Raw genomic sequence first — 13,067 nt, 5'->3', positions numbered from 1 at the left:
TTCTTATTACTACTTCCTGTGACTGACTACTTCCTGTGACTAACGCGGGTTACTCGCGCTTGTTACTAAAGTCTATAAACTCGTCGCCCAACAAATACTTTTTAAAAGCGTCGAGTTTGAATAAAGCGTTCTAAAAAAAGAGTAGCGACGCTCGATAAAAACGACTGAAATGAGATTAATTGGGTTAATAGACTATCGTCGCCTCCTTACCAAAGTCGTATTCAAGGGTCTTCAAAACGCCATTGTATAGAGTAATTTAGCGCTATTTTTCAGGTTGCCAATAGCGCCTTTAGTCCGTGATACCAAAGTCTGGATTTCTTTTTTCCATTTATTGGCCAGTATTAGCCTGAGTTTTGAAGATAACATTGCCTTAGGGCGTACGACTTATCGTGTCAGGTGGCAAGGAGGGAGTATCTGACGCTCGGTGGCGGGCACCAACCCGGCATAAAAATCGCTTTAAAGGGAACACGTTAATCGCTCGATACGGTCAGGCGCTTTGCGCTGGCCGCGTTTGGACACTTTCCAACCTTAAAATCATAAATGGAGAGCACCATGATAGCAGATGATAAATCCAACGCTGCTGCTTACTGGAAGGCCAACGTTCGCTTGATCACAGGCTGCTTGGTCGTTTGGGCGTTCGTCTCCTACGGCTGCGCCATCCTGTTTCGCCCGCTTCTGGCGTCCATTCCGGTGGGCGGTACGGATTTGGGCTTCTGGTTCGCCCAGCAGGGCTCGATTCTGACCTTTATCGCGCTGATCTTCTTCTACGCCTGGAGAATGAACAAGCTCGACAAGAAATTCGGCCTGGGAGAGTAAGCCAATGAGCCAGTTTGCCATCAACTTACTGTTCGTCGGCGCCTCCTTCGCGCTCTATATCGGCATCGCGATATGGGCACGTGCCGGCTCTACCAAGGACTTCTACGTCGCCGGTGGCGGCGTTCATCCGGTGACCAACGGCATGGCGACCGCCGCGGACTGGATGTCGGCGGCGTCGTTCATTTCCATGGCCGGTTTGATCGCCTCCGGCGGCTACGCCAACTCCACCTTCCTGATGGGCTGGACCGGCGGCTTCGTGATTCTGGCCATGCTGCTCGCGCCTTATCTGCGCAAGTTCGGCAAGTTCACCGTGCCGGACTTCATCGGCGAGCGCTTTTATAGCCGCACCGCCCGCGTGGTCGCGGTGGCGTGTCTGATCATCGCCTCGGTCACCTACGTTATCGGTCAAATGACCGGTGCGGGCGTGGCGTTCTCGCGCTTTCTGGAAGTGCCCAGCACCTGGGGCATCTGGATTGCGGCGGTCACCGTGTTCTTCTACGCGGTGCTCGGCGGCATGAAGGGCATCACCTACACCCAGGTGGCGCAGTACGTCGTGCTGATCGTCGCCTACACCATTCCGGCGGTGTTCATCGCCATGCAGCTCACCGGGAACCCGATTCCGATGTTCGGCATGTTCAGCACCCACACCGAGTCCGGCGTGCCGCTTCTGCAGAAACTCGACGACGTGGTCAACGCCCTGGGCTTCCAGGACTACACCGGCGATGTGGACAACAAGCTCAACATGGTGCTGTTCACGCTGTCGCTCATGATCGGTACCGCGGGTCTGCCCCACGTCATCATCCGCTTTTTCACCGTGCCGAAGGTGGCCGACGCGCGCTGGTCCGCGGGCTGGGCGCTGGTGTTCATCGCCCTGCTCTACCTGACCGCCCCGGCCGTGGCCTCCATGGCCAGGCTTAACCTGATGACCACGGTGTATCCGGAAATGACCGGTCAGGTCGAGGATTACGAGGCCGCCGCCGAGCCGATCCTCTACGCCGACCGCCCGGCCTGGTTCCAGACCTGGGAAGATACCGGCCTGATCGTCTACAGCGACGTCAACGATGACGGCCGCATCCAGTTCTACAACGACACCAGCGAAGGCTTCACCGGCACCGCCGAAGAGCGCGGCTGGGCGGGCAACGAACTGACGGTCAATAACGACATTCTGGTACTGGCCAACCCGGAAATCGCCAACCTGCCGGGCTGGGTAGTCGGCTTGATCGCGGCGGGCGGTATCGCGGCGGCGCTGTCCACCGCGGCGGGGCTGCTGCTGGCGATCTCCTCGGCGATCAGCCACGACTTGATCAAGAACACCATCAATCCGAACATCAGCGAGAAAAAGGAGATGCTGGCGGCGCGGATTTCCATGGGTGGGGCGATTTTGCTCGCCACGTACCTTGGTCTCAATCCGCCAGGGTTTGCCGCACAGACGGTGGCGCTGGCCTTCGGGATCGCCGCGGCCTCGCTGTTCCCGGTACTGATGATGGGGATCTTCTCCACCCGCATGAACAGCGCCGGCGCCATCTGCGGCATGCTGGCGGGTCTGATCTCGACGCTTCTCTATATCTTCACCTACCTTGGCTGGTTCTTCATCCCCGGCACCAACATGCTGGCCAATACGCCGGATAACTGGTTCATCGGAATCTCGCCGCTGTCGTTTGGCGCGGTGGGTGCGATGATCAACTTCGCCGTGGCCTTTGCGGTATCGCGCGTGACCGCGCCGCCTCCCCTGGCGATCCAGGAGCTGGTGGAAAGCGTGCGCTATCCGAAAGGGGCTGGTGCAGCCGTCGACCACTAAGCCATAATCGAAGCCGCAAGGTTTCATAAAAGAAAGGTTTCACAAAAGAAAGGCGCGTGCGGGCTTCCTCCGGGAAGCCCGCCGCGTTTGAATTCGACTCAACGACCGCTTTCAGGAATACGCTTATGATCTGGCATCTGGTTGCCGCCGTGTTCGCCGCCCTGGCCGCGGCGGGTATCGGCCTTCTACTGCGCAAGCTCTCCGGCAATCGTTTGCCCAAATGGATCGTGCCGGTCATGGCCGGGCTTGGCATGCTCGGCTATCAGATTCACGTGGAGTACAGCTGGTTCGATCACAAAAAGGCGCAACTGCCCGCCTCCGCCGAGGTCATCGACAGCGCCGCGGGCACCGAAATCTGGCGCCCCTGGACGTTCGCGTTTCCGATGACCACCCGCTTTAGCGTGCTCGACCGCGACAGCCTCTCGCGCAGCGGCGACGTGGCGGAATTCATGCTCTACCACTTCGAGCGCCGCCATACCGACCTCGTGATTCCCCAGGGGTATCTGCTCAACTGCGACAACCGCGAACTCGTGCCACTCTTCAAGGCGAATCAGCGCCCGGACCGCGAGGGGCTTCGCACCCTGCGCCGTGACTCCACGCTTTTACAGCGCGCCTGCGCCGAGCCTGGCGCCTGATGTTTGGCGCCTGACGCGCCGGGCGATTTGGCCTAAACTGGGCGGCTTCGACGACTAGCCCGGCGTGGCTCAGAGCAGGAGAAAGGCATGTTTCACGGCGGGCTTCTCGTTGCGGTCTCTCTTTTATACATCGCGGTGCTGTTCGGCATCGCCTGGTTTGGCGACCGGCGCGCGCGCACGCGAGGCGCCAGCCGCCGCCGGCCGATCATCTACAGCCTGGCGCTGGCCATCTACTGCACCTCCTGGACGTTTTACGGCGCGGTGGGCCAGGCGGCTACCGCGGGCTGGTCGTTTGCGAGCATCTTCGTCGGCCCGATTCTGACCTTTCTGCTTTTCTGGCCGGTGTTGGCCAAGATGATTCGCGTGGCCAAGCATCAAAACGTCACCTCGATCGCCGACTTCATCGCCTCGCGCTACGGCAAGAGCCAGTCGCTGGCGGCCTTCGCGAGTCTGGTGGCGCTGATCGGTACCCTGCCCTACATCGCGCTTCAGTTAAAAGCGGTCTCCACCACCTTCAGCGTGCTGACCGAAAACAACGCGCCGACCGGGGCGCTTTTCAACGACACCGCCTTTTACGTGGCGATCGTCATGGCGGTGTTCGCGATTTTGTTCGGCACCCGCCATACCGATGCCACCGAGCACCACGAGGGCCTGATCCACGCGGTCGCCTTCGAGTCGCTGGTGAAGCTTTTCGCCTTCGTGGTGCTGGGCGCTTTCGTGACCTGGGGGATGTTCGACGGTTTGGGGAGCCTGATGGCCCACGCAGAAAGCGAGCTGGCGCTTCAGCGCCAGCTCGCCAACCAGGATTTTGGCCAGAGCTTCTGGGCGCAAACGCTGCTGGCGATGCTGGCGATTCTCTGTCTGCCGCGCCAGTTCCACGTTGCGGTGGTCGAAAACATTCACCCCGACGATGCCAATAAGGCGCGCTGGCTGTTTCCGCTCTACCTGCTGGCCTTCGCCTTTTTCGTAGTGCCGCTGGCCGCCGCCGGGCTCTATCTGTTCTCGGACACCGGCGTCGAGCCGGACACCTATGTGCTGGCGCTGGCCATGGCCTCCGATCACACGTGGCTGACGCTCTTAACCTTTATCGGCGGCTTCTCCGCGGCCACGGGCATGGTGATCGTCGCGGCGGTGGCGGTGTCGATCATGATCTCCAACGAGATCGTCATTCCGGCGCTTTTCCGGCTGCGCTGGTTCGATACCAAGGCCCGTGACTACGGACGGCTGGTGCTGCGCGCCCGTCGCTTGACCATCGTCGCCGTTTTGGCGCTGGCCTACGGGTTTTATCAGCTGATCGTCGAGTTCACGTCGCTGGCCTCGATCGGGATGCTCTCCTTTGCCGCCGCCGCCCAGTTCGCCCCGGCGGTGATCGGCGGGCTCTACTGGAAGCGCGGCAACCGTTTGGGCGTCGTTGTCGGCATGAACGCGGGCTTCGCGATCTGGGCGTATAGCCTGTTGATGCCGGCGATGATCAATGCCGGCGTACTGCCAACGGCCTGGCTTGTCGGGGGGCCGCTGGGCATCGCTTGGCTCTCGCCGGTGGCGCTTTTCGGACTGAATCTGGGCGACAGCTTCACCCACGGCGTGATGCTCTCGCTCGGGGTAAATCTCTTTTGCTACATCTTCGTCTCTCAGGTGAGCTCCCAGCGGGTGGTCGAACGCATTCAGGCCTCGCTGTTCGTCGATAGCGTCGAGACCCGGCAGACCTCGGTCAACCGCCCCTGGACCGGGGCGACCACGGTGGGCGATCTGAAAGTGCTGTGCGAGCGCTTTCTGGGTGCCGGCCAGGTCGAGCGCGCGTTCGAGGACTACGCCCGGCGCGTCGGCAAGCCGCTGGACAGCGGTACCCGCGCCTCGATCGACGTGATCCAGTTCACCGAGCGCTTTCTGGCCTCGGTACTCGGCGCCTCTTCCGCGCGCATCGTGGTGAACTCGGCGCTACAGGGCCGCGGCATCGGGATTTCGGACGTCATCTCGATCGTCGATGAGGCCTCTCAGGTGCTGGAGTTCAACCGGGCGCTGTTGCAGGCGACCATCGAGAACATCAATCAGGGCATCAGCGTGGTGGATCAAAACCTGCGCCTGGTGGTGTGGAACCAGCGCTATCTGGAGCTGTTCCGCTTTCCCGACCACCTGATCCGCGTCAGTGCCCCGATCGATCGCATCTTTCGCTACAACGCCCACAACGGCGAGTACGGCCCTGGTGATCCGGAAGAGCACGTCGAGCTCTTGATGGCCAACATTCGCAAGGGCCAGCCCCACCGCTACGTGCGCTACCGTCAGGATGGCAGCGTGCTGGAGGTACAGGGCACGCCGATGCCCGGCGGCGGTTTCGTCTACACCTACCAGGACATCACCCAGCAAAAGCGTATCGAAGAGGCGCTGATCCGCTCGGAAAACAACATCCGTATTTACACCGACAACGTGCCGGCGCTGATCGCCTACTTCGACAAGGAGAGCCGGTATCTGTTTACCAACCGCGCCTACGAGCAGGCGTTCAGCATCGATCGCAACGCGGTGATCGGCAAACGCTTCGAGGACGTGCTGCCGGTCAAGCAGGCCGAGGAGCGCATTCCCTGGGTACGCCGAGCGCTGGGCGGCGAGCGGGTCAGCTTCGAGGTATCGATGCGGGTGGAGTCGAGCATGCGCTATATGCTCGTGACCTACACGCCCCACTTCGGCGACAGCCAGGCGATTCTCGGCTTCTTCGCGCTCTACCAGGACATCACCGAGCGCCGCCAGGCGGAGATTGCGCTCAAGGAGACCAACGAGACGCTGGAAGAGCGCGTGCGCGAGCGCACCCAGGCCCTCTCCAAAGCCAACGCGGCGCTGCGTCAGGAGAACCGTGTGCGCGCCGAGGCCGAAAACGCACTGCGTCAGGCCAAGCAGGTCGCCGAGGACGCCAACGCCTCGAAAACCCGCTTTCTGGCCGCGGCGAGCCACGACCTGCTCCAGCCCTTGAACGCCGCGCGCCTGTTCACCTCGGCGCTGATGCAAAACGAATCCGAAAGCAGCACCCAGCGCACCATCGGCCATATCGACAACTCGCTGCAGGCCGCCGAGGAGCTTCTGGGTACGCTGCTGGATATCTCCAAGCTCGACGCCGGGGCGCTGACCCCACGGCGCAGCCACTTCGCGCTGGCGGACATCGTGCGTCCGCTGCGCGCCGAGTTCGACGTGATGGCCGATGAGCGGGGGCTGGATTTGAAGGTAGTGCCCACCGCGCTATGGGTCGACTCCGACCCGCAGATGCTCCGGCGCATCGTGCAGAACTTCTTGTCCAACGCGCTGCGCTATACCCAGCAGGGCCGGGTGCTGCTGGGATGTCGCCGCCAGGGCGAGCGGATCAATATCGAGGTATGGGACAGCGGCCCGGGCATTCCCGAATCCAAGCTCACCGAAATCTTCCAGGAGTTTCGCCGCCTGGATCAGGTCTCGCGCCATAAGGAGAGCGAAAAGGGGTTGGGGCTCGGGCTTTCGATCGCTGACCGGATGAGCCGGGTGCTGGATCACCCGATCAAGGTGCGCTCCTGGCCAGACGTGGCCACGGTGTTCTCGGTGAGCGTGCCGATCGTGGCCGCCAGGGAAGCCGCGCCGGAGACGAGCGAGGCGCCCGCTCGGCGCGGCGGCAACAAGCTCGCTGGTGCTCGACTGGTCTGTATCGACAACGAAACGCTGATTCTCGAGGGCATGAGCGCGATGCTCGGCGGGTGGGGGTGTGAGGTCTTCACCGCCACCAGCATCGGCGGGGCGAAGTCGATCCTGCGTAACATGGACGGCGACCCGGACGCGATTCTGGCGGACTACCACCTGGATAACGAAGTCACCGGGCTGATGGCGCTGGAGGCGCTCTCCGAGCGGCTGGCGGGCGCGGTGCCGGGCATCGTGATCACCGCCGACCGTACCGAGGAGGTCGCCGAGGAGGTCAAGCGCTCGGGCTATCAGCTGCTGTTGAAACCGGTCAAACCCGCGGCGCTCAGAGCGCTTCTGACACGGACGCTGCAGGCGAGTCGGGCCAGAGATTGAGTGCTGCGTATTAGGAGTAAGCCAGGAGGTAGCGGGCTCGAGTAACCCGTAGCGGGGGTTTTTCGCCAGGGCCGAAAAGCGCTCCTGCATTTTCGGCATTCCCGACATCCATGTCGGTCAGATGGCGAAAGTAGCGTACAGGGAAGTATTCACAGCGCCCCGCGTAGGGTTGCTCGAGCCCGCGGCGCAACTTTTTGCTTGCCACAAAAGAAAACCTCGCTTATGGCGACCATAAGCGAGGCTCTCTGAAGGCGCGATCTCGATCAGGATTCGACTTTCGGCGGCTCGACCTCGAGCTTCTGGGCGGCGATGACGGCCTGGGTGCGCGAGTGGACGCCGAGCTTGCGCAAAATCGCGGTGACGTGCGCCTTGATGGTGGCTTCCGACACGTTGAGCTCGAACGCGATCTGCTTGTTGAGTAACCCTTCGGTGAGCATGTTGAGCACGCGAAACTGCTGCGGTGTGAGCGAGGCGATCGCCTCGGCAAAGCGCGACTCCTCCTCGCTGGTCTCTTCCAGAATCCCCGCCAGCGCTTCGGGCAACCACACTTCACCCTGCAGAATTTCGCCCACCGCCTCGGCGATCAGCGCAAGCGACGAGGACTTGGGAATGAAACCGGAGGCGCCGTAATCGATCGCGCGGCGAACCACGTAGGGCTCGTCGCTGCCGGAGACCACCGCGACCGGCACATCCGGCATGTGACCGCGCAGCTGGATCAGCCCGGAGAAGCCGTGGGCACCGGGCATATGCAAATCCAACAAAATCAGGTCGGCGTCGGGGTGTCGGCTGACCGCCTCGGTCGTAGCGTCCATGGTATCGGCTTCGACGATCTCGGCCTGGGGAGCCAACTGACGCAACGCCTGGGTGAGCGCTGCCCGAAACAGCGGATGATCGTCTGCGACGATAAACTTATGGGCTACTGCCATGATATTCCTCCGGTTCCACGAGCGCGGGAAGTCTTCGCCGCAGCGACTGGCTCATTCGGTTGAAGCATGGTACCCCATGGGCTTTGAGATACAAAAGCACCACCACGCACAATTTATCACAGGTGGTCTGGCGCTAAAAAAGCGGTGCCGGCGTGAAGCCGGCACCCGAGCGGTTATGACCTGCGTTCAACTTAACATAGCTGACGCGTTAGCGCGTGCGTTTCGCTGGCGCTTGAACCGCCGCCCTGCGTGAAACGCTACTTCGATGCGCGGTGCTCGATCAAATCATCCACGACCGAGGGGTCGGCCAGCGTACTGGTGTCGCCCAGACCGTCGCACTCGTTGGCGGCGATCTTTCTAAGAATCCGGCGCATGATCTTGCCCGAGCGGGTCTTGGGCAGCCCCGGCGCCCACTGGATCACGTCCGGCGAGGCGATCGGGCCGATGTCCTTACGCACCCACTGAGTGAGCTCTTTCTTGAGCTCGTCCGTGGCATCGACGCCGTCGTTGACGGTGACGTAGATGTAGATACCCTGGCCCTTGATGTCGTGGGGGAAGCCCACGACCGCGGCTTCGGCCACGGCACTATGCGCCACGAGCGACGACTCGATTTCGGCGGTGCCCATGCGGTGGCCGGAGACGTTGAGCACGTCGTCGACCCGGCCGGTGATCCAGTAATCGCCGTCCTCGTCGCGCCGGCAGCCGTCGCCAGTGAAATACATGTTGTCGTAGGTCGAGAAGTAGGTCTGCACGAAGCGCTCGTGATCGCCCCAGATCGAGCGCGCCTGGCCAGGCCAGGCATCCAGAATGACGAGATTGCCTTCGGTGGCACCTTCGAGAATATTACCTTCGTTGTCGACCAACGCCGGCTTCACGCCGAAAAACGGCTTGGTCGCGGAGCCGGGCTTGAGATCCGTCGCGCCTGGCAGCGGCGCGATCATGATGCCGCCGGTTTCGGTCTGCCACCAGGTATCGACGATCGGACATTTCTCGTCGCCGATGACGCGGTAAAACCACTCCCAGGCTTCCGGGTTGATGGGCTCGCCTACCGAGCCGAGAATGCGCAGCGACTCCCGCGAGCTCGAATCCATCACGCCATCGCCGTGGGCCATCAGCGCGCGCACCGCCGTTGGCGCGGTGTAGAGGATGTTGACCTTGTGCTTGTCGACGATCTCACCGATACGCCCATGGCTTGGGTAGCTCGGTACGCCTTCGAACATCACCGTGGTCGCGCCGTTGGCGAGCGGCCCGTAGACGATATAGCTGTGGCCAGTGACCCAGCCGACGTCCGCGGTGCACCAGTAGACCTCGCCTTCCTGGTAATCGAACACGTACTGATGGGTCATGGAGGCGTAGACCAGGTAGCCGCCGGTGGTGTGCTTGAGCCCTTTCGGCGCGCCGGTGGAGCCGGAGGTGTAGAGGATGAACAGCGGGTCCTCCGCACCCATCGCCTCGGGCTCGCACTCGGTGGACTGTTGATCGACCAGTTCATCGAACCAGAGATCGCGGCCTTCATTCCACTCGATGTCGCCGCCGGTGCGCTTGACCACCAGCACGTTCTTGCACACGTCGGTGCCGTCGCGGGTCAGCGCGGCGTCGACGTTCTCTTTCAGCGGTACCTGCTTGCCGCCGCGCACCGACTCATCGGCGGTGATGACGAGCTTGGAGTCCGCGCCGATCACGCGCTGGGCGACGGCATCCGGGGAGAAACCGCCGAAGACCACCGAGTGCACCGCGCCGATGCGCGCGCAGGCGAGCATCGCCATGGCGGCTTCGGGAATCATCGGCATGTAGAGCGTCACCGTATCGCCGCGCTCGATCCCGAGCGATTTCAGCGCGTTGGCGAGCTGGTTGGTGCGCTCAAAAAGTTCGCGGTAGGTGATGTGCTTGGAGTCTTTCGGGTCGTCGCCTTCCCAGATGATCGCGGTCTGATCGCCACGTTTTTCCAGGTGGCGGTCGAGGCAGTTGGCGGCGACGTTGAGCGTGCCGTCCTCGAACCAGCGGATATCGACATTGTCGCGGGCAAAGGAAGTGTTCTTGATCGTGCTCGGCGCCTTGATCCACTCGAGCCGCTTGGCCTGTTCGGCCCAGAAGCCTTCCGGGTCGTCGATGGAGCGCTGATAAAGGGCCTGATAGGTTTTCTGATCGGCCCACGCGTTGGAAGCGATGTGATCGCGCACCGGATAGACGTTTTTATGCTCGCTCATGACACAGCCTCGATCCGTGAAAATGCAGGGATTTTAAAACGTTAAGCCACAGCGCTCTGAGCGTGGCTTGCCTTTTTGATGATTCAGCATAAACCTACTTAAGGCCCCTTCCTCTTAGACATTGGTAGTAGCCAATTTGCCATATAAAACAGATGCTTAATGCTCTATTTTGGTTCACTTTCAACAATAAAGCGAAGCGCTGTGCCACATTTTCTACACGCGTAGCGCCGCCCCCGGCGCGCCTGGGCGTGGCGCTGGCCGGTGAAATAGTGGCTCTGGCAGTCGCAGCGGTAGTGGTAGGGCCGGCGCTGGCTGTGCGCGATATCGAAGCGATGGGTGACCCTGGGTGCGAGACCATAAAGCTTGCGCATTACGGTTTGCCACTCGCGCCCGTGGGGCTTGAGCCGCGGGCCGTTTTCCAGGTGAAACACCAGCCAGTGGGCCATTTCGTGGGGGATGACCTCGTCGAAGTACGCCTGACGGTTATCCAGCAGCAGCGCCTGATTGAAGCGCAGCCCGCCCCGGCCCAGGTGCGCCTGGCCGGCGCTGGCGCCTTTCAAATCGAACCACACCTTCGGGGCGGGCAGCGCCGGGTGAACCTCGCGGGCCAGGATAAGCGTCTCATCGACGCGGGTTTGCGCGGCCTCGAGCAATTCGCGCGCGCTCAGCGCGTTTAATCGCTCGGGCGACCAGGCGGGCAGTGGTGAACGGCTCATTGATGATAAACTGACCCTTGAAGTGACGCTCATGAGTGTGAGCGCTCGCGCCGAATTTCTCAAAACCGATCGAACGAGGCCTTTTATGGCAAAGCCGCCTTCTGATGCGAGCAGTGACCACGCCGAGCAGCTTCCACCGGAGCCGCTGCTGGCCGACGATGAGCTCGACCGGCTCGACGACTTCCTCGACTCCGACCAGGTGGGTGAGGATGCGCTGGATCTGATCTCCGCCCACGGTTTTCTGGTGGCGTTGGCTGTCGCCCCCAGCGAGCAGCCCGTCGAGGCCTGGCTCGAGGAGCTTTTCCAGGGCGAGCCCGACTACCAGAGTGACGCCGAGCGCGAGGAGATCACTGCGCTTTTGACCCGGCTTCGCGACAACGCAATCAGCGTGTTGGAGCAGGGTGGGCTTCCGGAGCTGCCGTTCGAGCTGACTCTCGATGGCATCGCCCCGGAAGAGACGCCCATCGGCGACTGGTGTGCCGGCTTCATGGAAGCGGTGTTCAGCGACGAAGCGGCCTGGTTCCAGGACGACGAAGAGGCCGCCGCCACGCTGCTACTGCCCTTCATGCTGCTGTCGGGGCTTTTCGACGACGAGCCGGACATGGTGGAGCTTTCAAAGGATACCGCCCGCCAGGAAGAGCTGGTCGGCCAGCTGCCGGAACTCGTGCTCGACTTGTACCTGCACTACCGCGTACCGCCGGAAACAGCCAAGCCCAAACCACGGCCGAAAAAGCCCGCCGGCGGTAAAAAGCCGCCCAAGGGTCAAAAGCGCTAGGGCGCTATTTCAGCCAGGGAGCTATTTCAGCCAAAGAGCTATTTCAGGCGCGTTACCACCGCATCCAGCAGCCCGTAAAGCCACTCTCGCACGCGCTGGGGCCAGGGTCTGGACGCCCAGGCGTGGGCGTCGACCTCGTCGCTTGCGGCGAAGTTACGCTCGAACAGCGCCTGCACTTCTTCCGCCATGGCGAGCGAGCGAATCTCCTGGTTCGCCTCCATGTTGTAATGAAGATTCCAGTGATCGAAGTTGCAGGAGCCGATGCTCACCCAGTCATCTACCAGCACGAACTTGGCATGAATGAAGGTCGGCTGGAACTCGAAGATGCGCACCCCGGCTTTCAATAGCGCTTGATAAAAGCGCTGCCCCGCGTAGCGCACACCCGGGTGGTCGTGCTTTTGCCCCGGCAGCAGCAGGCGCACGTCCACGCCCCGCCTGGCCGCCCGGGCGAGCCGCCGTCTAAGCGCAAAGGTGGGCACGAAGTACGGGGTGCAGAGCCAGAGCCTGGTTTTCGAGCCGCGCACCTGAGCATGCAGCGAGTGGCGAATCGCCTGGTAGCGGTAGCCGCGCGCCGGCATCACTCGCCCAAACGCGCCGTCCTCGAAGTGCGGCGGCGCCAGGCGCGGGGCAAGCGCCGGGCGTGGGCTCTGTTTGTCATGGCGGGTCAGCGTCGAGCGCCATAGCCTTCGAAACAGCGCCTCCCAGTCCGCCACTGCCGGGCCTTCTACCCGTACCGCGATCTCGTACCAGGCCTTGAGGAATTCGTCCACCGCGCCGAAGCCGCCGGTGAACGCTACGCGCCCGTCGACCACCACGATCTTTCGGTGATCGCGACTCAGGTTGCGCGCCAGCGAGTGAAGCCCCAGGGGGTTGAAAAACGCCAGCGCCACGCCGCCCTGCATCAGCCGCGTGCGGTCCGCGTTTTCAAGCCCCATGGCGCCGTAGCCATCGAGCAGCAGGTAGACCTTCACGCCGCGAGCGCAGGCGTCGATCAGCGCTTTGCTCAGCCGGTCGGCGAGCTCGCCGGACTCCATCAGGTAGAGTTCGACCAGCACGTAGTGCTCGGCGGTGTCGATCGTCTCGAGCATGTTGGGCAGAAACACCGCCGCTTCCGGCAGCAGGGTGAAGCGATTACCGTCGCGCCATAGAGGCGACATGGCGACTCCTT

Annotated in this window: 9 protein-coding genes; 5 read left to right on the top strand and 4 right to left on the bottom strand. The window is 62.2% G+C overall.

Annotation, left to right across the window (positions count from 1 at the left end; translation table 11 throughout):
• The first annotated feature begins 552 nt into the window (after positions 1-552).
• The 4 genes from OCT39_RS03060 (at position 553) to OCT39_RS03045 (ending at position 7,275) form a co-directional block, all read left to right on the top strand.
• Positions 553-816, top strand: a complete 264-nt coding sequence (locus tag OCT39_RS03060) for a DUF4212 domain-containing protein (protein ID WP_409335768.1) — start codon at positions 553-555, stop codon at positions 814-816.
• A gap of 4 nt (positions 817-820) precedes the next feature.
• Positions 821-2,614 carry a sodium:solute symporter family protein gene (locus tag OCT39_RS03055; RefSeq protein ID WP_263586228.1) on the top strand — a complete coding sequence of 598 codons (1,794 nt, stop codon included), beginning with the start codon at positions 821-823 and terminating at the stop codon, positions 2,612-2,614.
• 125 nt (positions 2,615-2,739) lie between these two features.
• Positions 2,740-3,249 (top strand): hypothetical protein, encoded by a 510-nt coding sequence (locus tag OCT39_RS03050; protein ID WP_263586227.1) that lies wholly within the window; start codon positions 2,740-2,742, stop codon positions 3,247-3,249.
• 87 nt (positions 3,250-3,336) lie between these two features.
• The gene (locus OCT39_RS03045; protein WP_263586226.1) at positions 3,337-7,275 is read left to right on the top strand and encodes a NahK/ErcS family hybrid sensor histidine kinase/response regulator; all 3,939 of its coding nucleotides are present in this window, start codon (positions 3,337-3,339) and stop codon (positions 7,273-7,275) included.
• Positions 7,276-7,538: 263 nt separating this feature from the next.
• Here the strand turns inward: OCT39_RS03045 and OCT39_RS03040 are convergent, their stop codons facing one another.
• From OCT39_RS03040 to OCT39_RS03030, 3 genes are all read right to left on the bottom strand, one after another.
• Positions 7,539-8,201: a response regulator gene (locus OCT39_RS03040; RefSeq protein WP_252106281.1), complete on the bottom strand. Its 663-nt coding sequence runs from the start codon at positions 8,199-8,201 to the stop codon at positions 7,539-7,541.
• 257 nt (positions 8,202-8,458) lie between these two features.
• Positions 8,459-10,408, bottom strand: a complete 1,950-nt coding sequence (gene acs, locus OCT39_RS03035; RefSeq protein ID WP_263586225.1) for an acetate--CoA ligase — start codon at positions 10,406-10,408, stop codon at positions 8,459-8,461.
• A 164-nt stretch (positions 10,409-10,572) separates the two neighbouring features.
• A complete protein-coding gene (locus tag OCT39_RS03030; protein WP_263586224.1) occupies positions 10,573-11,124 on the bottom strand; it encodes a SprT-like domain-containing protein in 552 nt (183 codons plus the stop codon).
• A gap of 85 nt (positions 11,125-11,209) precedes the next feature.
• On the opposite strand from OCT39_RS03030, the gene OCT39_RS03025 reads away from it, so the two are divergent.
• On the top strand, positions 11,210-11,899 hold the full coding sequence (locus OCT39_RS03025; RefSeq protein WP_263586223.1) for a YecA family protein: 690 nt from the start codon (positions 11,210-11,212) through the stop codon (positions 11,897-11,899).
• Between the two features lie 38 nt (positions 11,900-11,937).
• On the opposite strand, the gene OCT39_RS03020 is transcribed toward OCT39_RS03025, so the two are convergent.
• Positions 11,938-13,056, bottom strand: coding sequence for a phospholipase D-like domain-containing protein (locus OCT39_RS03020; protein WP_263586222.1), 1,119 nt, complete (start codon positions 13,054-13,056; stop codon positions 11,938-11,940).
• Positions 13,057-13,067 lie beyond the last annotated feature (11 nt).

This window comes from Halomonas sp. GD1P12, from assembly GCF_025725645.1.
In the GTDB taxonomy this organism is placed as follows: domain Bacteria; phylum Pseudomonadota; class Gammaproteobacteria; order Pseudomonadales; family Halomonadaceae; genus Vreelandella.
Note: the sequence above shows the minus strand (reverse complement) of the source record. Positions and strands in the feature narration are given on the sequence as shown.

Bases quoted from the DNA above. Each gene is read 5' to 3' on its own strand.
- OCT39_RS03060 (WP_409335768.1), top strand. From the start codon at position 553: ATGATAGCAGATGATAAATCCAACGCTGCTGCTTACTGGAAGGCCAAC.
- OCT39_RS03055 (WP_263586228.1), top strand. From the start codon at position 821: ATGAGCCAGTTTGCCATCAACTTACTGTTCGTCGGCGCCTCCTTCGCG.
- OCT39_RS03050 (WP_263586227.1), top strand. From the start codon at position 2,740: ATGATCTGGCATCTGGTTGCCGCCGTGTTCGCCGCCCTGGCCGCGGCG.
- OCT39_RS03045 (WP_263586226.1), top strand. From the start codon at position 3,337: ATGTTTCACGGCGGGCTTCTCGTTGCGGTCTCTCTTTTATACATCGCG.
- OCT39_RS03040 (WP_252106281.1), bottom strand. From the start codon at position 8,201: ATGGCAGTAGCCCATAAGTTTATCGTCGCAGACGATCATCCGCTGTTT.
- acs (WP_263586225.1), bottom strand. From the start codon at position 10,408: ATGAGCGAGCATAAAAACGTCTATCCGGTGCGCGATCACATCGCTTCC.
- OCT39_RS03030 (WP_263586224.1), bottom strand. From the start codon at position 11,124: ATGAGCCGTTCACCACTGCCCGCCTGGTCGCCCGAGCGATTAAACGCG.
- OCT39_RS03025 (WP_263586223.1), top strand. From the start codon at position 11,210: ATGGCAAAGCCGCCTTCTGATGCGAGCAGTGACCACGCCGAGCAGCTT.
- OCT39_RS03020 (WP_263586222.1), bottom strand. From the start codon at position 13,056: ATGTCGCCTCTATGGCGCGACGGTAATCGCTTCACCCTGCTGCCGGAA.